Genomic DNA, 23,777 nt, shown 5'->3' with positions numbered 1-23,777 from the left:
TGCCCCCTGTGTTCGTGATATGCTTATTATCATCCTGTGAAGCGCTTCCAACAAGGTGGGAACTACAGAATAAAGGTTTGTTTTTTCTAGGTATACTGCACTTAAGCAGCCTAATCGTCCAACCTTTTCTCTAACATCTGTTCATCGTCTTTAACATAGCTGCACTGTTCATAGGTTCTGGTTGCAGCAGTGTTGCTTCTACCTGTCAGTACCTTTATACTTTTCACTCCGCGTTCTCTAAAATTTTCTTCCAGGCAAGAAATAATGGCAATTGCAATTCCTTTTCTTCGAGCGGCTTCTTCTACGTAGAGTTCAGTAATTTCTCCATAGGGTTCATCATAACAAAATGAAGAAAAGCATTGAGCACAGCCAAAACCAACGATTCTACCATTTATCTCTGCTACGGCAATCAGTTCATTATGATTTATATTCAAATGTTCAATTATCTTAGCTGCGGGTCTTGGTGCACCACCGTTAAATTCCTGATTTAGTCTGGAAAGATCTTCAGCATCGGTTAAGGATGCCAGCCGTACATTTGCAACAGAATCCATCTTCGGTCACCCCTCCATTTCTATATCTAACCCCTAAAGTTTAACAACTCTAATTCTTGAAGAACTTCCTGTACATCACAGTTGGAATTTAGGATATTGATCATCTCTTCCGTAATGGGGAAATCATCGTAAATTTTTGCAACAACATCTAAGGATGGTGATAACTCAAAATAACCTATTGCAAATTCTACAAAATCCTCTGGTGTATGGAATATACAGCCCACTAAAAAATCAGAACCATCGCTTACACCTTTTGGAATCTCAACTTTTCCCTTGTGCCAGTTAGCTGTTTTTACGCCATACGGGCTTAATTCAGATTCATGATCGAAGCCTTTTATTATGGAGCCATCAGCGGAAAACAAAATAATTAGATGATCACCTGCTCCATTATCTATTTTCGCCATACAAACACCCTCGTCCCAATTTTGAACAAAGCTATGGTAACGAAGCCATTCATCTTGACAAATATCCACTCACTTCAACGTCTGCCCATAGCTAACCGGGGCTGCCGTCTCATACCGGCAACCTCGGTTAAATGATTGTTAAGCTATAGTTACCCCGTTATGGAGTTCAATGATTTTATCCTGTAATAACTAATCCCTTATTTCGGTATTTCTTTGAAAGCAGCCGTCGAGCAGGTTTTTTCCTTTATGATAATCTTTCATTAATTTTGATCAATATTTCCTTCAAGATTTGCTTCTCCTCCTCGGTAAGGACTTGAACGATTTCTTCCTCCACCCTTTGGAATGAGTCTTGAAAGTCTGCAATCAGTTCAATCGCTTTTGGCAATACATATATATTTTTTTGCCGTTCATTATTGGCCGGGATTTTGCGCTCGATGAACCCTTTTTGCTCTAGACCTTGAAGCATGCTTGTAATGCTGGCCCCACGTAGATGAAACCTATCGGCAAGGTCCTTTTGAATAATATGATTATTTTGGTTCTGGTAAATATAATCGATTACTTTTCCTTGTTGAGCGTTTAACCCCTGCTCTTTTATACTTTCGTCCGCTCTTTTCTTTAACTTAAGACCGATAATCTGAAACAAATCCAGATAAGGCGTATCCTTTCGGGATTCCATGATCTTCCCCCCTGTGATTGTTAGGAATCTAACTGTAAGCAAATAAACTATACAGTGATCCTATAGGCTTGTCAAAAGAATAATTAGATTATTGACAGTTAGTTAACTAATAGTTATACTTCGAATTGTTCAAATTACAAACACTTGGGAGGAATTCATATGGAGATGGATAGGGTCACACAAAATGCTGCGTTAGAACAAGTTACGGCAATTACAAATATACGTATTTTTGATGGAAATCAAATGATTGCGCCAAGACATATTGTCGTTAAGGGGGAGTCCATAATTTCAGTGGGCGGAGACCTTCCGGCTGGTGCAACGATTATCGATGGAGAAAATGCGACTCTAATGCCTGGTTTCATTGATGCACATGTCCACACTTCGATCGGCGGATTACGAGATGCACTAAAATTCGGCGTGACAACAGAACTCGAAATGAACGGCGATTTTACAAAAAGAGGGCGCGAGATTCAGTTAAAAAATGTGAATGACGTCGCAGACGTCCGTTCTGCTGGCACAGCGATCACCGCTCCGGGCGGACACCCAGATGAATTATTGCCAGATGGAGATGAAATACCGGAATTCATATTAAAGGAACTAGAGAAATTATCGGAGGAAGACCGGGAATCGATGTTGGCTGCATACGCTCACGATCACGAAGAAATACCGCAAGTGACAACGGTGGAAGAAGCGATTAAACATGTGCATACCCAAGTGGAGAATGGCGCCGACTATATTAAGATCATGATTGAAGAAGGAACGGTCATGGGTGCGCCTGGCCTGCCTGTACTAAGCGAGGAGATTCTAAAAACAGCCGTGACAGAAGCCCACAAGTTCGATAAGCTGGTCATCGCCCACGTATTGACGGCTCTTTCATCGCAAGAGGCCATCGATTTTGGAGTCGACGGTTTGGGCCACTTGTTTATCGACAGACCCGAGAATACGTCCGGGTTAGTAATGTCCATAGCGGCTTCAGGCGCTTTTGTTACACCGTGCTTGGTGTTGAATTCATCTATCCTTGGAAATCCGGCATCGGAATTGGCGAATGATCCGCGTGTTCATTCCAAGTTAAGTTCGGATTGGATCGATATCTTGAACTCAAGCTTCAATACGTTTCCGCAAGGCAATATGGAGAACAGCTTTAAAAATGTGATGGACCTTCACCGTGCCGGAGTTGATATTCTGGTAGGGACGGATGTCGCGCCGGTTCCTGTTCCGAATCTTGGCGGCCTTGCTCATGGAGCCAGCGTCCATCATGAAATGCAATTGCTGGTGAAGGCCGGGTTCACTCCGATAGAAGCGCTTCAGTCAGCTACCGCAAAACCGGCCCGTTGCTTTGGTCTTAACGATCGCGGTCGTATTGCCGAAGGCGCACGCGCTGACCTTATTTTAGTAACCGGTGATCCGACAACCAACATCTCGGATACCTTGTCGATCAAATCCGTGTGGTTCAAAGGTGTGCAACAACGATATTAATCAGAGCCGATATCCCCGTACTATGTCGTCAGAGCGATTACTTAGTGTAAACGAAATAATTACACGGCCGCCCTACAAACATATAAAACATTCTGATCGCTGGGTCCATGAATTTCATTGGAGCATCCCGTTGAAAGCAAGCATTACTTTTCGCCACTAATTATTCAAAAGAAGCAGCCGATCACGTTAGAATCGGCTGCTTCTTGTTATATATTACTATATCAATTATGCTGGCGGCTGCTTCCACTGTTTAATCACGCTGAGCAATCCCGGAACATCCAGCCCGTCGAGCGAAAAAGCTTTGCGCAGCAGATCATGCGGGATGAATTCATCGTATTTGCCGAGGTAAGGGGCTTCATCCGGTCCGAGCAGTGAAATAGCATCCGTAGCTGCAGCGGTTTCAGCAATGATCTCTTCCTCCAGCGTCTCTGCATCTGCCTTGCCGGCGACAACCATATAATAAGGTTCCATCGGTACGACGGACCGCAGACCGAGCGGTCCCTTCAGATTGTTCTTCAGCAGGCGCTCCAGCGTACGGAACTGCCGGCTGCCCGCCCATGGAAGGATGAACATGGAGTCTCCTCCGGCAGGCAGGACAGAACGCGTCAAGAGTCCGCTCTCTTTGGCAAGCCTGCGGGCCCGCTCCAGTCTGGTGGCCGCGCTTGGCGCAAGATACGGATATAAGGCTGCCGATCCCAGCACTTCGCGGATCTTCGTCATGATCCGGGTGTGGACATCCCCTCCGGCTCCAAGCCATAAGGTGTCTACCTTGCCGCGTGATCCTTTGACATAGACCGCCTTGTGGCGGTTGTCCACCTCTTCCACCTTCCACAGCTTGCCGGCCAGGGTGAAGCAGTAGCCCGGAGGCGGCACTGTAGTAATTGAACCGATTTCCTCGGTGCCATTATAGACAACATGCTCTTCATCGTCTTTGAATACCGCATAGAAACGGAAGTTGTTGACGATCTTCTCCCCCGCCATGCCGATCAGCAGACTGCCCTCATCCATCTTCTCAATATGGCCCATGCCCTGCATGTATTCCATGAAGGCGTCATAATCAGCGGGATCAATACTGCGGAAGGACGGCAGGCTCAGCACCGCCTCCTTCAGATCCTCCGGCTCCGCCTCTCCCATGCTCTTGAGGATGCTCATCGTCTGATGATAGAGCAGCCCGACCGGCAGCTGGCGCACGACCAGCGGCTCTACCCATTTCTCGCGCACGTACAGCTCGATTACGGCAATGGCCCGCAGCAGCGTCCACGGCATCCGCGCAGGCAGCTGCGCCTCCTCGTCCTCCTCCTCGGGCGTGACGAAGATCATCTCGGAGGCGGCGTCCCCGCGCCTGCCCGAGCGGCCCAGCCGCTGCACGAAGCTCGCGCAGCTGTAAGGCGCGCCGAGCTGCAGCACCCGCTCCAGCTCGCCCAGGTCAATCCCCAGCTCCAGCGTCAGCGTCGCTGCAGCCACAGCCGGCCCCGCACCCTGGCGGAGCGCGGCCTCTGTCTCCTCGCGCAGCATCGCGGAGATGCTTCCATGATGCACATGGAAGACATCCCGCTCACCGCGCTTAGCGGCAATGCGCCGCATCTCCAGAATCGCCTCCTCGGCGTCCGTGCGGCTGTTCGTGAAGATCAAAGCCTTCTTCACATGCGTATGGTCGTAGATGAAGCCGTAATAAGCCTGTCGCGCCCGCTCCAGATGTTCGGCTTCTTCCTCATTCCGCGCATCCGGGAAAGAAAAGTGCTCCACGCTCAGGCGCAGCTTGCGCCCGCCCTGCGGTGCACTGACCTCCACGCTCTCCCGCGTGCCCGCCGCCAGCCACTCCGTGACGGAGGCGTAGTCGCTCAGCGTTGCGGACAGACCCACCCGCCGCGGATGACAGCCGGCCATCCGCGAGATCCGGGCCAGCTGGCTCAGCACCTGAATGCCGCGGTCCGCCCCCATGAAGGCATGCACTTCATCGATTACGATGAAGCGCAGATCATGGAATAGCGCCGGGATGGCATTCGGGCGGTTCATCAGCAGACCTTCCAGCGATTCCGGTGTAATCTGCAGCACCCCGGAAGGGTTCTGCATCAGCTTCGTCTTATCCGCCTGCGGCACATCGCCATGCCAGTGCCAGACCGGAATATTCCCTTCGCGGAGCAAATCATTTAACCGGGTGAACTGATCGTTGATCAGCGCCTTCAGCGGAGCGATATACAGAATACCTACAGATGCGGACGGACGCTCATACAGCTCCGTAAGCGCGGGGAAAAAAGCCGCCTCTGTCTTGCCCGAAGCGGTTCCGGAAGCGATAAGCAGATGATGCGGTGTGTCAAACAGCACCCGGCAAGCATCTACCTGGGCCTCACGCAGCGTATCCCAGCGGTTCTTGTAGATGAATTCTTTAATGAACGGAGCCAGCCGGTAGAAAGGGTTATCACTCATAGGTCAAACTCCGCCAGGAATCCGTCCAGTTCATTCTGCCCGGTCTCGGCAGGCCGCGGAGTCCGCTCCCCGACCAGCTTCTCGAACGACATTTCCGGATGCTGGTTCAGCGTATGCAGCAGATCCATGAAGTCGCGCACGACCTCACGCGCGGTAAGCAGCTCATCTGCACCCAGCCGGTTCACAGCCTCTTCCATGAAATGCACCAGCTGCTCCTGCGTCAGTCTGGCTTCATACCCGTAGTGTAGCGCGTGAATGTCCCGCAGCTTCTGTAGCAGAATCAGAATCTCCTCATGGGAGAGCATGTCCAGCGCAATGATCGGTCCGGTGAAGTTATTCAGTCCGGCACCGGCATACCGCCCGGCTACCAGCCTGGAACGGAGTGCCTCATAGCTGAATAAGCCGCGCCGATGGTCTTCAACGAACTGCGGTGTGCCGCCGACGAAGATCCCCAGCCGTTCTGCCTTGCCCTGCATCGTATCGTTGAACATGGTCAGCAGTTTCTCATAATTGCTCTGGCGGGAGATGCTGTTGGTTATCTTGTAGAGGTTGACTCCCTCATCGATGAACAGCAGCAACCCCTTATAGCCGATGGCCCCGGTGAATTCCGCCCATAGCTTCATATAATCATACCAGTTGTCGTCATCGATAATAACGCCCACACCCAGCGCCTTGCGCGCTTCCGTGCGGGTCGCGAACTCGCCGCGCAGCCAGCGCAGCGAATCCTGCTTCAGTGCGTCATCAGCCAGCTTATGCCCGTTCCAGTAAGAGGCCAGCACCTTCGCGAAGTCGAAGCCATGCACAAGCCCGCGCATCTCGGAGGCAACCGCATAGATCCGCTGCTCCACTTCTTCACCAAGCTCCAGCGCATCCGGCCCATAGCCCTTCTCTTGCATGACGGCCTGCTGCAGAGACATAATCCACTTCTGCAGCATAATCTCCAGTGCCCCGCCATCGGGGCGCGTCCGGGTTGACAGATGGCTCATCAGCTCGCGGTAGGTGGCAAGCCCCTGCCCCTTCGTACCGACAAGCCGCCGCTCCGGCGACAAGTCCGCATCCGCGACCACGAAGTCCCGGTCCATCGCGTAATTGCGGATAATCTGCAGCAGAAAGCTTTTGCCGCTGCCGAATTTGCCCGTAATCAGCTTGAAGGCGGCTCCGCCCTCGGCGATATTATCCATATCGCGGAGAATGGCTTCAACCTCCGGCCGGCGGCCGACGGCAATATATTCAAGACCGATACGCGGCACAACTCCCGCCGTCAAAGAGTTGACAAGCGCCGTGGTCATCCGCTTCGGTATTTTGAGTGGGTTCATTCCTGATTTCACCTCTTTATAAAGTGCAGCATGGATATACATTCTTCGGTCAGCTCTTCACCGTCGATGACGAGATCCCCCAGACTATCCATAGCAAGTTCATTAATCTCATCAAACAGCAGCTCTGCCATGGTCCCGCCGCCCGCTGCCAGCCGGTTCACCTTCACCAGGCCGTCTTCCTCTGCCAGCGCAAGCAGCACATCCCGCTGCAGCAGACTCAGTTCAGAAGCGAAGGACGTCCAGCTGTCCGCTTCGCCATCAATAATTGGCAGCGGAGAATCTGCTTGTCCTCGCACAGCAGGTTCTTCAACAATAATGTCCAGCTTCTCTTCGTCACTTTCTCTAACCGCTGGCTCTTCTTCACCCGCTGTCTCCTGTTCCCAATCCGTTTCATCATCCTTCTCCAGCGCTTCCTCCACCGTGAGCAGCGAACGCACCACCTCGGAGTCATTCTTCAGCTGTTCCAGCTTCCGCTGATCAATCACAACTGCCGGACCCTTCTCCTCCTGCTCCGCCTTGCGGAATTCACGCTGCAGGAACTTGGTCACCAAGTCCTCCATGTCGGCATCAACTTTGACATCCTTGAGCCGTCCGCGATAACCCATAAGTGCCCGCAGCTTGTTCTCGGTCAGCCGGAATAAGCGTGTAATCAGACTGCGCAGCGGCGGCGATTTGCTGATTCGTACGACAGGTATAAGAACAGAGTAGCCATAGAGTGAGATATCATATACTGCGCTGCGGAACAAATACCGCTCACGGACAACCGGCGGACCGGGCGGGAACATCGTGATCAGATTCGAGCCGTGCTTCCGCGCGACATACGTATCAATTAGTGCCACTACTTGGGGGATGTACTTTTCCGCAGCAGCTTTTCCTTCACCTGTATAAAATTTCGATTTGCTGATATCATAATCCGACATCACACTCAGCACCTCGATGCTAAGCTGCTCCGGGGCAGCAGACAGGCAGCGGACAAGCTCAAGCTCAGCCAAGTCCCCGGCAAGCCCGCGTGTACGGATCACAATCTCCGAGAGCGGGATATCAAGCTTATGCACGAATGAGAAATCCGCAATCCATCCGCCAAGGTATTGATCCAGACGTTTATACATGTCACGGTAGGCTTCCCAGAGCAAGCCGAGCTGACGGCATCCATCCTGCGGCTCATCCCAGCCCACACCGTTAATCAGCTCATATATATGCAGAAAAATATAGGAGAGGTCGGTCTTAGGGTGTCTCCCTTGCCGGACTTCATCCCGCCAGAAGAAATACCACCGGCTCTGCGCACCTGTCATATGGCCGTAAGTCGGCCAATAGCTCTTAAAGGGAACAAATAAAGCCGCAGGCTCCTTATGATCCGCAAGTTCCCGGGCCCGCTGGACAAACTGGCTCTCCGTAGTGGTTACCGGCTCCTGTGTCTCTTCCATATCCCATAGCTGGAGCTGTACTGTATCATATTGGGACGTTTTCTTCTTGCCCGGACCTTCCGGAGGCTTCGGTATAACCGCTTCTGCAGAACTCCGCGGCGGAATTGCCATATTCTGCTCCGTGCTCTCCCAGACCAGCTCCGTGAAATGCAGGCCCTGCCTGTCTTTAGCCATACTTACCCGCTCCATTAGTGTGCCATAATAATTTTTACCATTATACCATATGCCTTATGAGGTGATGCAGCGGTCTCCAGTCCTGTACTAGGGGCATCAAATGGAGCTATTCTTGCTCAAGCCGTTCCGTCAAAAGGTAAGCCGGACTGAAAAACCGCTACTTGGAACAAATCAAGCAAGTTCGGCAGGCGTAAACATATCCATGCTGGCGTATATTTCAAAAAAGACCTTGAGAGACTGGCCCCTCAAGATCCTAGATTAGAGTGTCTGTCACCGCACATTGCCGGACAATGAGAACGTTCGTTTGTGTCTTCCTTAAGAATATACTATATTCACCCTATGGGCTGCAATAGCGGAGGCTTCCCTCCAGCCGCTATGCGGGTGGTTTTTTGTATTGCGCATTTCACGCACTCAACTGGCTAAAGCCACAACAAAGGCCAGCCGGAAGCTCCGGCTGGCCTTGTTGGAGTATAACTCCTGATGGTTTTTCCAATTATTCTTAGAGCAGCTCTGTGCCCTTCGTTTCCTTCCCCAGGAACAGCACGGCCAGCGCACCAATAATAATCGTTACGAAGAACAGCATGAAGATTGTGCTGATCGCGACCGAATTCCCCACCATCACGCCGACCAGTGTAGGTGCAATAATACCCCCGATCCGGCCGAACGAGGTTGCCAGTCCTGCACCTGTTGAACGGATGGTAGTCGGATACAGCTCCGGTGTATAAGCATACATCCCGCCCCATGCCCCCAGGTTGAAGAAGGACAGGCAGATCCCGGCGGCCATCAACATGCCTTCGGTCGTGGAATTTCCGAACCAGGCGGCGCTGACAGCTGTCAGCAGCAGATAGATCACGAGCACGAACTTCCGGCCGAATTTCTCGATGAAATAAGCGGCGGTGAAATATCCCGGAAGCTGGGCGAGCGTCATGATCAGCACATACTCGAAGCTTTTGACCAGACTGAAGCCCTTAAGCACCATAACTGTCGGCAGCCACAAGAACATACCGTAGTAGGAGAAAACAACCGTAAACCACAGAATCCACAGCATAATCGTCGAACGGCGGTATTCCGCAGACCAGACTGCCGTAATCCGGTTCCGCAGGGATACCGGAGCCTTCTTGATCTCGGCGAATTTCGGCGAGTCATCAATTGCCTTACGCAGGTAGAGCGCATAGAGCGCCGGTACTGCACCAATCGCGAAGGCAATCCGCCAGCCGTAATCCGGAATAACGAAATAAGCGATCAGCGCGGACAGAATCCAGCCAAGCGCCCAGAAGCTCTCCAGCAGTACGACGGCCCGTCCTCTTTCTTTGACCGGCATGCTCTCGGACACCAGTGTCGAGGCAACCGGCAATTCACCGCCCAGCCCGAAGCCGGCAATGAAGCGCAGCACGCACAGCATTACATACCCTGCGGCGAATGCCGACAGGCCGCTTGCTATGGAGAAGATCAGCAGCGTCCACAGCAGTACGGATTTGCGGCCGAACCGGTCCGCGAGAATCCCGGCTGCAGCCGCTCCCACCGCCATACCCACCGAGTTAATACTGGTTAAATATCCGATCTTCTCCGGTCCCAGCGACCATTCCTTGGCCAGCGCAGCCACCACAAAAGATATCATCCCCACATCCATCGCATCGAACATCCAGCTGAGTCCTGCACTGAAGAGCAGTTTTCTTTGCTTCGGATTCTGCAGCAGCGACATTTGATTCATCATAACAAGCACCCTCTTCCCTGATTCCCGCTAAGTCTCGGAGTAAGACTAGTTTCACTTACACATTCTAGAATCGGACGGTTCAAAAATCAAGGAATAACACCGCATTGAAATATTGCCGGGCCATCGCCTGAAAATAACAGGTCTGAACCGATATGGCCGCGATCAGGAGCATATTCTGCACGGCATCCCGTTGTGATCTGGTCAGATGGCTGAGCCGCTTCATCATTCCGTCCATCGCCGATTTGAGCGCACTGTCGGATTTCAGCAAATACTCTTTGGGGTTACCAGGCTGAGCCTGCCCCTGCACCGGCATCGGGGAGCGGGTCTTGATCTCCTCGAACAGCTCTGCATACCCGTGATACAGCTGTGCCGGCTCGACCAGGTCGTCATCATCACGCTCAGGCGCCAGGAACAGCATACGGAAGAGCTGGCGGATGCTCTCGAAATCGAGTGCAGCCTTGAGATCATCAATTATAAATAGAAGCGCAGCCTGATTAATGGAATACTTCTTCCCTTCACGCGGCGCCCCGAGATATTCCTTGAAGTCACGCTTTACCCAGTTCTGCATAGCCGTAACAGATAATGTGGAATACTCAATCAGACTGCCGAGCGAGGCGATTTCACCAAGGGATAACCCTTTGATGCCGCTGCCTTTGATCAATTTCTGCAGGATCGGGGGAATATCCGTAGAGAGAAAAGCCGGCAGTGACGTCCCCTCCCGCACCTCTTCACGGTGGAACTTGGTCCAGGCTTCCTGCAGAATATGGAGCGGCTTCCGCTCCGAGTTTTCGCTTAGAGACAGTAATAGTCCGGACATCTCTATCCGGCTAAGTGTAAATGCTTCCATAGATGGCAACCCTCCACCATTTGATATTTCATTGAAAAGTTCGTACAATAGGTTCATATGAACTCATAATATGAGTATAACCTATTTTAGGGACGAAAGGGATGGTAAAGATTATATGGGTATAGGACTTAGTTTGACGCTCGTGGCAATTTTGATTATTTTAACCGCATTTTTTGTAGCAACGGAGTTTGCAGTAGTGAGATTAAGAGGAAGCCAGGTCAGCCAGATGGTACTCGACGGGAAGAAGAATGCGCTAGCGGTACAGCGGGTATCTGCTAACCTCGATGGATATCTGTCTGCTTGTCAGCTTGGAATCACCATTACTGCACTCGGGATCGGGGCGTTGGCAGAGCCTGCATTTGAGCAGCTGCTGATACCATTGTTCGACCTGACGAACCTGAGCCACAGCGTTAGTGAGCCTATTGCTTTTGCACTGGCCTTCATTATCGCCACATTCCTGCATGTCGTTGTCGGTGAACTTGCACCGAAGACGGCCGCTATAAACATTCCGGAGAAAATCGGTCAGATTACCGCACCGCTGATTATTTGGTTCTACAGAGTATTGTACCCTTTGATTTGGATCATGAACGGTTCCGCCAACCTGCTCGTCCGTATGTTCGGAATGAAGCCGGCCAGTGAACATGGCGATGCCCACAGTGAAGACGAGATCCGCCTGATCTTGTCCGAGAGCTATGAGAGCGGCAAAATCAACAAAGCGGAATACGGTTATGTGAACCGGATCTTCACCTTTGATGAAATGCTGGCCAAAGAAATCATGGTTCCCCGGACAGATATGGTATGTCTGTTCACCGACCACTCGCTGCTGGAGAATATCTCTATTATCCGCAAGGAGCAGTATACGCGTTTCCCTGTAGCAGACGGAAGCAAAGACAATATCATCGGTATGATTAATACCAAGCAGCTGTACCTGCAATATGACAACAACCCTGATTTTGATTTCAAAAGCCTGATTCTGCCGATTCTTACCGTATCGGAAGTAACGCCGGTGAAGACGCTGCTGACCCGTATGCAGAAGGAGCGCGTGCATATCGCCCTGCTGCTGGATGAATACGGCGGAACCTCCGGCCTCATTACGATCGAAGACATCTTGGAAGAGATTGTCGGTGAGATCCGAGACGAATTCGACGGGGACGAACGCAGAAATGTAGAGAAGCTGAGCGAGACCCATTATCTGTTTGACGGCAATGTGTCTCTGCTGGAGATCAAAGATCTTACAGGTCTTGATTTCCACGACGACGAAGTGACTACGATCGGCGGATGGCTGTACAGTCACCTGGAAGAGCCGGTTGTCGGCAAAAGCCATGTGTATGAGCATGTCACTCTGACTGTGCGTGAGATGAACCGCCACCGTATCCGTAAGGTTGAGATCAAGATTGATCTTCCGGTCACCGAAGATGCCGCAGTACACAGCGACTAAAGCGGATAGATACGCTGCAGTAATACAGAAAGGCGCTTCCCAGGGGAAGCGCCTTTCTTGCATACTTTGGTGAGTACTAACGTAATCACGCCTATAATTAATACCATTAACTATATAGAGGCGGGGTTAAATATTTTACTCATATAATATTCGTCTACCCATTCCCCATCCACCAGCAGCGACTTTTTCTTCACGCCTTCAATCTCAAAACCATACCTCGTATACAGCGCAACAGCCCGCTCATTATGCTTCATTACCGTAAGCTCCAGACGCACAATGCCGCTCCGGTTCGCCCACAAGTCCATCTCATGGAACAATGCGCTGCCGATTCCCATGCCCTGATATTGCTTCAGGATGCCGATGACTATATAGGCACTGTGTTTATTGCGGCTGACGCTTCCTCCCCTGACTGACAGGTATCCCGCCAGCTCACCGTCAGCTTCGGCTCCGATCAGGATAGAGGTTTGAGCATTCCCGAAGCTTGCGATCATTTCTTCCACCTGCGGAATTCCGGTCTGCCTCTCTCCGGGTGCAAGCAGCATATACGAAGTTTCCTGATCCAGCCGGTGCTGCAGACTTAAGAGTGCGGCGGCGTCTTCAGGAATCAGTTCCCTCAGTATGATATCCATTACATTCCTCCTGCATTTAGACCGGTATGTATTTTTTGAAAAGCTTGCTTCCCTCTCCGTCGTACCCCAGGCGCTCGTAGAAGCGGTGGGCATCCGTGCGGCAGCTCTTGCTGGACAGCATTACCTTAAGGGCGCCTCTGGCCGCTGCTGCCTCTTCTGCGAATTGCATCAGTGAGGCTCCAATTCCCTTGCCGCGCAGCTGCGGGTCAGTTACAACACGCTCTATGACTCCGAACGGGCGGTCACCGCTAAGCGCATCCATGCACAAGTGCAGATGTAACGTACCCGCTACCTCCCCGTATTCTTCGTATACGATCAGCAGGCTGTCCGGATTATTGGCAATTTGGCTGATTCTTTGCGGCGATACTTGGATATCCGTGTGCTCCGGCAGCAGAATCCGGTACAGCTTCTCTAAGCCGTAGGCATCCTCCGGTGTGGCTTCTCTTATCATTCGCAATACTCCCTGTATTATAATTAACAACATTAATCAATATAGTTAATGCAATTAATTAGTTGGTTGAACGGCAAATCATCAGCACATTCCCGTCCGGATCTTTGAAATTAAACCAGTGATCATGTTCAATATCTGTGAGAATTTCAGCTCCGGTAGCTTTGACATAATCATAGGCAGCATCAATGTCGTCGGTAAGCAGATGGAAGGAAGGCACCTTCAGCACAGCCTCAGCTGTAAAAATTCTGCTGTCGAGCACGATTCCCGGACCCTGCATCGGCACGTCATACAGATGCCCGAACAAAATTTCACCGTCTAGCGGCAGTCCAAGCAAGCTGCAATACCAGTTTTTGGACCTTTCGATATCACTAACCGGGATGAAGACAGCGCCAACCTGATTCCGTATGGGACTTGTCACAGCAAGTAGAGCCTCCTCTAAAAGTACAGTAGTAGGTGGAGCCTTTAATCATTTCGATAAAATATGTCAATTTCCTGCCTCTTTGGTGACGGGAATATAAGTTATGCTATAATCTTGTCAGATCCTATCCAGATGTCAGGAGAATGAGACTTGGCTAACCTATCCTTTGGGTATCTCAGGCTGACGCCGCCCAAAATACTATCACTGGGCTTTGCAATACTAATCGCGGCCGGCACCCTGCTTCTGTGTCTCCCTGCTGCTTCTACTGGCGGAAGAATCTCTTTCATTGATGCACTGTTCATGGCAACCTCAGCGACCTGTGTAACCGGACTTGCTGTCATCGACACAGGAACGCAGCTGACGGCTTTTGGACAGATTGTACTGCTCGTGCTATTCCAGTTCGGCGGTCTCGGGTTCGTTACGATGGCGACGCTGATCACGCTGGTGCTGAACAAGCGGATCTCACTGAAGGAGCGCCTGCTGCTGCAGGAATCCATGAATCAGAATTCCATGCAGGGAATTGTGAAGCTGATCCGCCGGGTGCTGATCTACTCGCTGGTGATTCAGCTGACCGGGGCCATTCTTCTTGCCGCAAGATTTATGATGGACATGCCTTTTGGCAAAGCAGCGTATTACGGAGTATTCCATAGTATATCCATCTTCAACAATGCCGGATTTGATCTGTTCGGGGATGTTCACGGGCCCTTCAGCGGTTTAACCCGCTATGTCGAAGATCCGATTGTGAATATTACCTCCATGCTGCTGATCTTCCTCGGCGGTATCGGCTTTATTGTATTATCTGATGTAATCGACTTTCCGAAACGTAAGCGGCTGACTCTTCATTCCAAGGTAGTCCTTACCACTTCTGCTGCTCTCATTGTGATTGGCGCGGCTATTTTCTTCTGGCTGGAGCTGAATTCCACGCTGAAGCCGCTGCATGCCGGAGGCAAGATAATGGCTTCCTTCCTGCAGGCGATTACGCCACGCTCTGGTGGGGTGACAACGATCGAGATCCCGCTGCTCCGTGAATCCACGCAATTCCTGATGATTCTGCTGATGTTTATCGGAGCAGCTCCCGGCTCCACCGGCGGCGGAATTAAGATTACCACCTTTGCGATTCTGGCCAGCACAGCCTATGCCAAGCTTCGGGGCAAAGAGGATATCGTGATGTTCCGCCACCGGATCTCGAAGGAGAATGTCTACAGGGCGATTACAATGACTCTGCTGTCACTGATGCTGGTGGTCATCTCGACCATGCTGCTGTCCGTGACGGAAAGTGCGGATTTTCTGACCGTGCTGTTCGAGGCAGTCTCCGCTTTCGGTACTTCCGGTATAACAATGGGACTGACTACAGAGCTGACAACAATCGGTAAGGTGCTGGTGATCATTCTGATGTTTGTCGGCCGGACAGGACCACTTACACTTGCTTATGCACTCAAACCGAAGAATAGTAAGGAACTCTACCGGTACCCTGAAGGCAATATTACCATCGGCTAAACTCTGCGTTACCTTTGAAATGTGAAATGCGACCCTGTGCGGCAAGATTATTCTGCCGGAACGGAGTCGCATTTTTTAATAACAGCTTGTACATAGAAAGTCTATTGTATGACAAGGCTATCCGGAAAGGGTCTAGGCTTCCTCTTCCGGAATCTCCTGAGTGTCGAGTGCCGCGTCCAGCAGCTGATTGTATACATCGTCATCATTCTCCAGCAGGGCATCCACCTCAAGGAACTGCTCTTCACTTCCCGGTTCACCGGCGAAGCTCAGGCTGTAATCCCATTCGGTTCCCCGTGAACTGAAGAAAGTGATCTCATAAGGGGAGCTGTGATTCTCCAGTGTAAACACCGTTCTCCCGACAAAACTTCTATCCTCTACGCGTTTCATTTCTGCTTTGGTGATTTCTAGGTTCATACTCTTTCCTTCCTTTCATCTGATCATGCCCACAATATTCAGTATAACATTGATATGTAAGCAATTCCTTTCCTTTTGCGCTGTAATTGACTTTTTTCATCCGGCGGTTAATAATTTAGTACAATGCTTATTCCGAGCTAAAATTATGGTAATGGAGGAAATCGCAATGACTCAAACAGAGCTTCAATCCAAGCTAAGTAAATATGCTGATCTGGCTGTGCAGATCGGTGTAAATGTTCAGCCGGGGCAAATCCTGGTCGTGAATGCTCCGATTTCCGCAGCCGAGTTCGTCCACCTGATTACCGCCAAAGCATATGCCATCGGCGCAAGCCAGGTCAAGGTTAACTGGAGTGACGAGTTCATTACGCGCCAGCAGTTCGAGCATGCTGCACCTGAAGTGTTCACCAAGGCTCCAACCTGGTTCGCGGGTGAAGTGACCGAATTCGCCGAGAACGGTGCTGCATTTCTGAACGTTATTGCCGAGAATCCGGACGCGCTCAAAGGCATTGATCCTGAGCGGATTGCCAACTTCCAGAAGACCCGGGGGGCTGCACTTACGAAATACCGCGAAATGCAGATGTCCGATAAAGTCAGCTGGAGCATTGTAGCCATCCCGTCCCAGCCTTGGGCTGACAAGGTGTTTCCTGACGTTCCTGCCGAAGAGCGCGTAGACAAACTCTGGGAAGCGATCTTCCACACTGTACGCCTGGACCGCGAAGACCCTGTAGCCGCCTGGCAGGAGCATCTGGATACGCTGGAGCAGAAAGCGGATGTTCTCAATGCAAAGAAATACAAAAGCCTGCATTACATAGCACCTGGAACCGACCTTAGTATTGAGCTGCCTGAAGGCCATCTATGGGCGCAGGGCGACAGCATCAATGCTAAAGGTCATTCTTTTGTCGCCAACATGCCAACTGAAGAAGTGTTCACGGCTCCGAAGAAAACCGGCGTTAACGGCACTGTCAGAAGCACGAAGCCGCTCAGCTACGGCGGAAATATTATTGACGGCTTCTCGATTACCTTTGAACAGGGCCGGATTATCAGCGTGAGCGCCGAGCAAGGCCAGGAAGCCCTGGAATATCTGATCAGTCTGGATGAAGGCGCCAAGTATCTGGGTGAAGTCGCACTCGTGCCGCACAACTCGCCGATCTCCGACTCCAACATCCTTTACTTCAACACCTTGTTTGACGAGAATGCGTCCAACCATCTGGCGATCGGTACTGCATATGCCTTCTGCCTCGAAGGCGGCAAAGAAATGAACCAGGATGAGCTGATCGCCCATGGTCTCAACACCAGCGTAACCCATGTCGATTTCATGATCGGTTCAGCAGAGATGGATATTTATGGTATTACTGCTGACGGTACGCGTGAGCCTGTATTCCTGAAGGGCAACTGGGCATTCTAATGCCTTTTCTACTCCATATTACAAAATAGAATATAGTGAAAGGAGCTGAAATCATGCTGGATTTCAAGCAAAAGCTCGAAAATTACGCCCTGCTCGCTGTAAAGATCGGAGTCAACATTCAGCCCGGTCAAACGCTTGTAGTCAATGCGGATATCGTCTCCGCAGAGCTGGTACGGCTCATTGTACGCCAAGCCTATGAAGCAGGAGCGAAGCTGGTAAAGGTTAATTATACCGATGAATTCGTTACACGGACACGTTATGATCTTGCTCCATCCGAGAGCTTCCTCGAGCCGCCCAAGTGGCAGGCGGATGAGCTGGAGGATCTCGCGCGTAATGGCGCTGCGTTCCTGACCATTATCTCGGCTAATCCGGACTTGCTAAGCGGGGTAGAACCAAGCCGGATCTCTGATAACCAGAAGACCGCCGGCCAGGCCATGGCTCCTTACCGGGAGATGATGATGGCTAACCATGTCAGCTGGAGCGGCATCGCCTTCCCTTCTCCTTCATGGGCCGCCAAGGTATTCCCGGACGCAGCGCCTGAGCAGCAGATTGAACTGCTATGGGATGCAATCTTCAAAGCTGTGCGCGCAGACCAGGAGAACCCCGTTGCAGCCTGGAGCAGCCATCTGGGCGGCCTCAAGCAGCGCTGCGATCTGCTGAACGCCAAGAAGTACCGCAAGCTTCACTACACAGCACCGGGAACCGATCTGACGATCGAGCTGCCTGAAGGCCATATCTGGTGTCAGGCCGGTGCGGTGAACAGCCGCGGTATGTCCTTCCTGGCCAACATTCCGACCGAGGAAGTGTTCACAGCCCCGCTGAAGTCCGGTGCTAACGGCAAGGTCAGCAGCACCAAGCCGCTTAGCTACGGCGGCAACATAATCGACCGTTTCACCTTGACCCTGGAGAACGGCAAGGTCACAGACTTTACCGCAGAGGTCGGCCAGGAGGCCTTGGCTTCCCTGCTGGCTATGGATGAAGGGGCGGCCTACTTCGGCGAAGTGGCTCTAGTGCCTTTCCACTCTCCGATCTCGGAGAGCGGCATTCTCTACTACACCACGCTGTATGACGAGAATGCTTCCTGTCACCTAGCGCTGGGTGCTGCTTATGCTTTCACGCTGCAGGACGGCATTAATATGACGAAGGAACAGCTCACTGAAAGAGGCATGAACCAGAGTCTGACACATGTAGACTTTATGATGGGCTCCCCGGAGATGAGCATCGACGGAATTGCCGATGACGGCTCTGTTGACCCTATCTTCCGTAACGGAGATTGGGCTTAAGCTTTTGTTTGTAGATTGTAGCTTGAGGATAGTATCTAGAGGATTGTAGCTTGAAGATTGTGGTTTGACGTTTGTTAATGAATTGTGGCCCCGCCGTTCCCCTTATGGGAGAATGGCGGGGTCATTTTGTATAAGAGAGCTATGGAGTTAGTGTATCGAGAATTTTCCGACTCAGATTCCGCTAAGTAACCTTGGCAGGGTGTGCTCCCATCGTACAGCTTGGAAATAGAATCGTTAGTTTCCTGCTTGTTCATTCCTCCAATAGCCCAAATTTGAAGATTAGTTCAAAGAATATTCACAATATTGTTGAATTTAATTCACAAATATGTCACAATACAATTAAGGATGGTATTTACAAGTTCCGCATCCAAAGTTACCTCGAAGCTTCTGATGCCAGAATTGCGAAGTGATGCTGGAAGTTTATGCTTACCAAACACTTAGGAGGGAATCCTGATGAAAGAATCTTTTAACCAAGAAGTGGATTCGACTGAACCGGAACGTCTGGAAGTCCAGGCCCCCAAAGACTTAAGTATCGTAGCCTCCGATGCAATCAAGTACACAGCCTACATCATGCTGCTGTTCGGGTTCTTGTACTTTTTGATTGCATACCTCGCCCCTATGCTATAAGGCTGCTTCAATATATACGCTTCCCCGTAAGCGCTTACGGCCGGTCTGTTCCTAAGGGAAATGGATTAGCCGTTTTATTTTGCAGATAGGGGTTCTAGAAACAGCCTCTCTAATTTGGCAACTACGGCTATACAAAAAAAGTAGCCCCCGCTAATCTCGAGGACTACCATAATATGCTTATTTCCAGCCTAACGCTTTGCTGATCCAGGCTATCGCTTCCGGCGTCCAGCTCCCGTCCATTCTCGAACGCAGCCACGCCACCGCCTCTTCTCTCGTTCCTTCAAAAAATTCAATTCCCGCTTCGTTCATCCAGTGGCCCGAGGTTTCAAAAGAGGTACTGTTCCACCCGTTCGGCTCACCGTCCGCATTCAGCCGTTGCTTAACTCCGGAGATTACAATATCCAGAGTGCCCTGAAGCTCGGTTACGGCGTTGTCAAAAGCCGTTTTCTTCTCTTTGGCCTTCATATCAGCCATAGAACGGAGCTGGCGTGTCTCTATGCCTTCATGCTCCCGGATAATCTGCAATAACGTTAGCGCTTCTCTGGTTGCAAGACCGCTGTCATACCGCTCCTCCAGGGAACGCGGACTTCCTGCTGCCGCCAGATAAGCGGGAAGCCACTCACGGGATACCAGAACGGCTTTTTTCTTGATAAACTTTCCATAACCGGCCAATCCTTCTCCCGGAAATCTCACCCGCCAGCCCCAGGGGTCCAGCTCGGAACCGGTATGCCAGTTCTCCGCCAGGGTCAGCCCGTTTACAGAAGGATGCCCAGGGATCAACGGGGCCAGCGGTACGATCCCCAGCTTGGCCACAACCTCAGCCATCTCCTCAAATGTTGTAATACTCTCTAGGCTTTCTACACTACCCACTCATTCCGCCTCCTCGATGTAAATTCATTCAAGCTCATCTGCTCCCTCACCCATGCAGCGGATTCCGGCAATATAAGCGCGGATCAGCCGCGTAAGACTGACATTCAAGTCCAGCGGCATTCCGAAGCCGCCTTGATTCTCAAGGGCAGAGAACCCGTGCAGTATGCTGCGCAATCCCCGGACGGCGTGCAGGTTCCCTTCCTCATCCAGCCCAAAGCAGGACAGGACTTGAATAATCAGTGACAGGACCTTCCCGCCCGCAGCCTCCAGTGCGGTATCTCCCTGCTCAGGTGCTCTCAATGTTGTTTCGTACAGCCCCGGATGTTGTCTGGCAAATCCGATGTAAGCCTGACTCAGCGCATGAACGGCCTGTTCGCCCCGTGCGCCTTCCGCTGCCGCTGACATGGCGTCATAGAGCTGCTCCAGCCCGTGAATCGCCAGCAGTGTCCGCAGACCCGCGAGTCCGTTAATGTGATTATACAACGACGGCGGGCGAACGCCCAGCTTGGCCGCCAGTGCAGCCAGCGTCACCTCCTGAACACCCTGTTCATCAGCCAGCTCTGCTGCTGCCAGCACCAGAGTATATGTGTCCAAACCGGCTCTAGCCATGCACCTTCCCTCCATTCACCAATACCCTGCCCGCCTCTGCTGCCGCATGTTTCATGGATTCCACCGGGTGCCTCACCAGATTTCCATGTCCTACAGCCAGCACTGAAGGCACTAGATCAATCAGCTTATAGGCACTGGCCAGTGCCTGCTCCAGACTCCATGTCGCCATAGCCGGAAAAGGAAACAACGGCACCTTCTTGCCGGACACAGCGGTTGCCCGGAAGGTCTGGAACGCATCTCCTACAATCAGTGCGCCACTGCGCTGATCCCGGAAAGACATAGATCCCGGAGTATGCCCGGGCGTACTTATGGCCGTCAATGAACCGATGGTATCCCCTTCGTACAGCAGCACATCGGGCTTCGTTGCTATCTTGGACGGTACACTGCCCTTAATCGGGGTCTGAAGCTCACCTGCCCTTAGCGAGCGGTCACCTGCCAGCAGCGCCGCATCCCGCTCCGAGATATAGACTTTGGCCTCTGGAACAAGCTTCTTGAGCGTATCCAGCGCCCCGACATGATCCATATGGCCATGGGTTAGCACGATCCGGGTAAGCGGCTTTTGAAGCCTGGCGGACTGTTGTAGAATACCTTGTAAACTATATGGCATGCCTGCATCTATTAGAGTAAGCTCCTCTTCTTCTTCGACCAGATAACAGTTAACGGGAAATAAGCGCGGCAGCCAGGTAAGCTGGTGCAGATACCCTTCTTGAGTTACTCTCATAAGGACCCTCCTCAAAACTAATGTAATTAGTTAAATAATAAACTAATATGATTAGTTTTACAAGTGGCACCTGTAATTCCGCGTCTATCCTGCCCCCTAATCCAGCATTTTGTCAGTATTATTGGATCGCTTGATCATTAGCCACTGCAGTGCTGATAGCGATCCGTTCAACCTGGATTCTGCGCCTCTTCATGAACAAAATCACCATAACGGGTGAATTAGCCCGAGCTATGCAGCCTGTGCAGCTGATGTAGATTTTAAGCTCATCTCATATTGCTCTATTCTGACTACTTCCGGGGCAGAATCTGGTGAAATCGAGTGCACTAATGCTCTTCATTCCTGCCTGCCACCCACTTTTGGCGGATTCAGGGGCACTTTTGCCCCTCATTCCTGCCTGCCGCCCACTTCTGGCGGATTCAGGGGCACTAATGCTCTTCATTCCTGCCTACCACCCACTTTTGGCGGATTCAGGGGTACTTTTGCCCCTCATTCCCGCCTGCCGCCCACTTCTGGCGGATTCAGGGGGATTTATCCCTTTAATTTCCTCATACCACCCACTTTCGGCGGAATCAGAGGGATTTATCCCTTTAATTTCCTCATACCGTCCGCTTTCGGCAGAATCAGAGGGATTTATCCCTTTGATTTTCCAAGCCTCCGACTTCTGGGGATTCTGTGGAATTCCGGATACAAAAACACATTCATCCTTCAGACGGACCTGCTTCAAATTCCAGAGAAACTTATTCACAACAGACGCATATCGTAATTTCCTATACAGTCAGGACCACCCGTCCAACGGGTGGTTTGCTCTTGGGGTATAACCCCTTGTTGCCAAACTGCGCCTAAAGACGCTAGCCTGACCACACATTTGTTCAGGCTCAGTGTAATTTGTCATTTTCACTTACCCATTAAACGGGTTTATTTCTTTTTGTTTCTTTTATCGCTAAATGGATCTTCGTACTCTTTTACACTCATCTATCGCCTGGTCATGTGCTTCTTGTTCACGAATATATTTGGCTACTGTTGCCTCATTCAGACCTACTGTGCTTACATAGTATCCTTCTGCCCAGAATTTCCGATTTCCGTATTTATACTTGAGTTGGGCATGCTTCTCAAATATCATGAGCGAACTTTTTCCCTTTAGATATCCCATAAACGTTGAGCCGCAATTTTCGGTGGGATCGCTACCAGCATGTGTACATGATCCGGCATCATGTGGCCTTCTAGGATTTCGACTCCCTTATACTTACATAGACGTCAGAAAATTTCGATTAGATCTTTCCTCACTTGAGTATAGATTTCTTTGCGTCTATAGGGTATTTGCACATCCACTTCGTGTGAGCTAGACTATAGCTCTTGTTTGCCGTCTTTGACCATTCCTTTCGTTCGAGCCTAAACATCTCAATTCTATCGGAATGGTCTTAGTGGTCAAACCTTCGCTCCCTCCACCCGCATAGCGGGTGGTTTTTTGTTTCCCGCGTTTCACGCGCTCAACTGGCTAAAGCCATAAAAAAGCACCACCCCAAGGATGATGCTTCCGATGCCTGTCCGTCAGCCGAAACGGCCCATAATATATTCCTGGGTCATCTGATTCTCCGGATTGCTGAAGACCTTCTCGGTCTTGTCATATTCCACAAGCGAGCCCAGATAGAAGTAGGCTGTATAATCCGAGATCCGCGCTGCCTGCTGCATGTTATGGGTAACGATTACGATCCGCAGCTCTTCCTTCAGTTCCTTAATCAGCTCCTCCACCTTGCCTGTCGATACAGGATCAAGTGCTGAAGCCGGCTCATCGAGCAGCAGGATCTGAGGGTTAACCGACAATGCCCGGGCAATACACAGACGCTGCTGCTGTCCGCCGGACAATGCCAGTGCAGAGTCCTTCAAGCGGTCTTTGACCTCATCCCACAGGGCGGCGCGGCGCAGGCTGCTCTCCACGATTTCATCCAGTGCTTTTTTGCCTTTAATTCCATGATACTTAGGACCAAAAGCGATATTGTCATAGATGGATTTGTAAAAAGGGTTCGGCTTCTGCCAGACCATGCCGATTTTTTGCCGCAGCTTAATGACATCTGTTCCTGAAGCATTGATATCTATACCGTCAATCCAGATGCTGCCTTTGGTAGTCGAGCCGGAGATATCATCATTCATCCGGTTAAGAGAACGGAGAAAGGTTGATTTCCCGCAGCCGGAAGGGCCGATCAATGCTGTTACCGTATTCTGGGCGAAGGGAAGACTAATTCCTTTAACCGCCTCATAAGTGCCATAAAAAATACTCAGATCCTCAGTTTGAAATGATTCGCGTACCACCGGTTCCGCTATGCCCATCTCTTACTCCTCCTAAAAGTTTTGTCAGCATCCGCTTCTTGCATCACCTTCGCAAAACTTGCTTCGAAAGCATACACTTAG

At 51.1% G+C, this 23,777-nt stretch carries 22 protein-coding genes and 1 pseudogene; 6 read left to right on the top strand and 17 right to left on the bottom strand.

Annotated features, from left to right (window positions below; genetic code table 11):
* Nucleotides 1-110: 110 nt before the first annotated feature.
* The 3 genes from NSU14_RS13055 to NSU14_RS13045 form a co-directional block, all read right to left on the bottom strand.
* On the bottom strand, nt 111-551 hold the full coding sequence (locus NSU14_RS13055; RefSeq protein WP_042137688.1) for a GNAT family N-acetyltransferase: 441 nt from the start codon (nt 549-551) through the stop codon (nt 111-113).
* A 26-nt stretch (nt 552-577) separates the two neighbouring features.
* On the bottom strand, nt 578-955 hold the full coding sequence (locus tag NSU14_RS13050; RefSeq protein ID WP_076243061.1) for a hypothetical protein: 378 nt from the start codon (nt 953-955) through the stop codon (nt 578-580).
* 244 nt (nt 956-1,199) lie between these two features.
* The gene (locus NSU14_RS13045; protein ID WP_042137690.1) at nt 1,200-1,631 is read right to left on the bottom strand and encodes a MarR family winged helix-turn-helix transcriptional regulator; all 432 of its coding nucleotides are present in this window, start codon (nt 1,629-1,631) and stop codon (nt 1,200-1,202) included.
* 165 nt (nt 1,632-1,796) lie between these two features.
* Here NSU14_RS13045 and NSU14_RS13040 point away from each other — a divergent pair, with 165 nt between their 5' ends.
* Nucleotides 1,797-3,107, top strand: a complete 1,311-nt coding sequence (locus tag NSU14_RS13040; protein ID WP_340948936.1) for an amidohydrolase family protein — start codon at nt 1,797-1,799, stop codon at nt 3,105-3,107.
* A 225-nt stretch (nt 3,108-3,332) separates the two neighbouring features.
* On the opposite strand, the gene NSU14_RS13035 is transcribed toward NSU14_RS13040, so the two are convergent.
* From NSU14_RS13035 to NSU14_RS13015, 5 genes are all read right to left on the bottom strand, one after another.
* The gene (locus NSU14_RS13035) at nt 3,333-5,534 is read right to left on the bottom strand and encodes a DEAD/DEAH box helicase (protein ID WP_336101451.1); all 2,202 of its coding nucleotides are present in this window, start codon (nt 5,532-5,534) and stop codon (nt 3,333-3,335) included.
* The gene (locus NSU14_RS13030; RefSeq protein WP_042141234.1) at nt 5,531-6,850 is read right to left on the bottom strand and encodes an ATP-binding protein; all 1,320 of its coding nucleotides are present in this window, start codon (nt 6,848-6,850) and stop codon (nt 5,531-5,533) included. The genes NSU14_RS13035 and NSU14_RS13030 overlap by 4 nt, the downstream gene beginning before the upstream one ends.
* Before the next feature lie 8 nt (nt 6,851-6,858).
* Nucleotides 6,859-8,448, bottom strand: a complete 1,590-nt coding sequence (locus NSU14_RS13025; protein ID WP_340945229.1) for a TerB N-terminal domain-containing protein — start codon at nt 8,446-8,448, stop codon at nt 6,859-6,861.
* Between the two features lie 499 nt (nt 8,449-8,947).
* Nucleotides 8,948-10,159 carry an MFS transporter gene (locus NSU14_RS13020; protein WP_039299274.1) on the bottom strand — a complete coding sequence of 404 codons (1,212 nt, stop codon included), beginning with the start codon at nt 10,157-10,159 and terminating at the stop codon, nt 8,948-8,950.
* A gap of 82 nt (nt 10,160-10,241) precedes the next feature.
* Nucleotides 10,242-11,009, bottom strand: coding sequence for a DUF1836 domain-containing protein (locus NSU14_RS13015; RefSeq protein ID WP_042137694.1), 768 nt, complete (start codon nt 11,007-11,009; stop codon nt 10,242-10,244).
* A 115-nt stretch (nt 11,010-11,124) separates the two neighbouring features.
* Here NSU14_RS13015 and NSU14_RS13010 point away from each other — a divergent pair, with 115 nt between their 5' ends.
* Nucleotides 11,125-12,447 (top strand): hemolysin family protein, encoded by a 1,323-nt coding sequence (locus NSU14_RS13010; protein WP_042137696.1) that lies wholly within the window; start codon nt 11,125-11,127, stop codon nt 12,445-12,447.
* Nucleotides 12,448-12,557: 110 nt separating this feature from the next.
* Here the strand turns inward: NSU14_RS13010 and NSU14_RS13005 are convergent, their stop codons facing one another.
* From NSU14_RS13005 to NSU14_RS12995, 3 genes are read right to left on the bottom strand one after another with little or no spacing between them, the layout of a single operon-like run.
* Nucleotides 12,558-13,076, bottom strand: coding sequence for a GNAT family N-acetyltransferase (locus tag NSU14_RS13005; RefSeq protein ID WP_083442545.1), 519 nt, complete (start codon nt 13,074-13,076; stop codon nt 12,558-12,560).
* Between the two features lie 16 nt (nt 13,077-13,092).
* Complete coding sequence (locus tag NSU14_RS13000; RefSeq protein ID WP_340945221.1) at nt 13,093-13,527, bottom strand: GNAT family N-acetyltransferase; 435 nt, start codon at nt 13,525-13,527, stop codon at nt 13,093-13,095.
* 58 nt (nt 13,528-13,585) lie between these two features.
* Entirely contained in the window at nt 13,586-13,945 is a 360-nt protein-coding gene (locus NSU14_RS12995) for a VOC family protein (protein WP_042137700.1), read from the bottom strand.
* Nucleotides 13,946-14,095: 150 nt separating this feature from the next.
* Between NSU14_RS12995 and NSU14_RS12990 the strand changes: the two genes are divergently transcribed.
* On the top strand, nt 14,096-15,442 hold the full coding sequence (locus NSU14_RS12990; RefSeq protein WP_042137702.1) for a TrkH family potassium uptake protein: 1,347 nt from the start codon (nt 14,096-14,098) through the stop codon (nt 15,440-15,442).
* 132 nt (nt 15,443-15,574) lie between these two features.
* Here NSU14_RS12990 and NSU14_RS12985 read toward each other — a convergent pair whose 3' ends face one another.
* Nucleotides 15,575-15,856 (bottom strand): hypothetical protein, encoded by a 282-nt coding sequence (locus tag NSU14_RS12985; RefSeq protein ID WP_039298880.1) that lies wholly within the window; start codon nt 15,854-15,856, stop codon nt 15,575-15,577.
* Nucleotides 15,857-16,022: 166 nt separating this feature from the next.
* Between NSU14_RS12985 and NSU14_RS12980 the strand changes: the two genes are divergently transcribed.
* From NSU14_RS12980 to NSU14_RS12970, 3 genes are all read left to right on the top strand, one after another.
* Nucleotides 16,023-17,261, top strand: coding sequence for an aminopeptidase (locus tag NSU14_RS12980; RefSeq protein ID WP_340945217.1), 1,239 nt, complete (start codon nt 16,023-16,025; stop codon nt 17,259-17,261).
* 53 nt (nt 17,262-17,314) lie between these two features.
* Nucleotides 17,315-18,544 (top strand): aminopeptidase, encoded by a 1,230-nt coding sequence (locus tag NSU14_RS12975; RefSeq protein WP_340945214.1) that lies wholly within the window; start codon nt 17,315-17,317, stop codon nt 18,542-18,544.
* A 453-nt stretch (nt 18,545-18,997) separates the two neighbouring features.
* On the top strand, nt 18,998-19,171 hold the full coding sequence (locus NSU14_RS12970) for a hypothetical protein (protein ID WP_156118649.1): 174 nt from the start codon (nt 18,998-19,000) through the stop codon (nt 19,169-19,171).
* Nucleotides 19,172-19,348: 177 nt separating this feature from the next.
* On the opposite strand, the gene NSU14_RS12965 is transcribed toward NSU14_RS12970, so the two are convergent.
* The 5 genes and pseudogenes from NSU14_RS12965 to pstB form a co-directional block, all read right to left on the bottom strand.
* Nucleotides 19,349-20,041, bottom strand: coding sequence for an AlkZ-related protein (locus NSU14_RS12965; RefSeq protein ID WP_340945212.1), 693 nt, complete (start codon nt 20,039-20,041; stop codon nt 19,349-19,351).
* Nucleotides 20,042-20,065: 24 nt separating this feature from the next.
* A complete protein-coding gene (locus tag NSU14_RS12960; protein WP_340945209.1) occupies nt 20,066-20,650 on the bottom strand; it encodes a TetR/AcrR family transcriptional regulator in 585 nt (194 codons plus the stop codon).
* The gene (locus NSU14_RS12955) at nt 20,643-21,371 is read right to left on the bottom strand and encodes an MBL fold metallo-hydrolase (protein WP_076243055.1); all 729 of its coding nucleotides are present in this window, start codon (nt 21,369-21,371) and stop codon (nt 20,643-20,645) included. The genes NSU14_RS12960 and NSU14_RS12955 overlap by 8 nt, the downstream gene beginning before the upstream one ends.
* Before the next feature lie 915 nt (nt 21,372-22,286).
* Nucleotides 22,287-22,768 (bottom strand): annotated as a pseudogene (gene tnpA, locus NSU14_RS12950) (IS200/IS605 family transposase).
* A gap of 151 nt (nt 22,769-22,919) precedes the next feature.
* Nucleotides 22,920-23,696 (bottom strand): phosphate ABC transporter ATP-binding protein PstB, encoded by a 777-nt coding sequence (gene pstB, locus NSU14_RS12945; protein WP_039298903.1) that lies wholly within the window; start codon nt 23,694-23,696, stop codon nt 22,920-22,922.
* Between the last annotated feature and the right edge of the window lie 81 nt (nt 23,697-23,777).

Source organism: Paenibacillus sp. FSL R10-2771 (genome assembly GCF_038000205.1).
Taxonomy (GTDB): Bacteria; Bacillota; Bacilli; order Paenibacillales; family Paenibacillaceae; genus Paenibacillus_AQ; species Paenibacillus_AQ phytohabitans.
The sequence above is the reverse complement of the archived record's forward strand: the minus strand, read 5'-3'. Positions and strand labels throughout refer to the sequence as shown.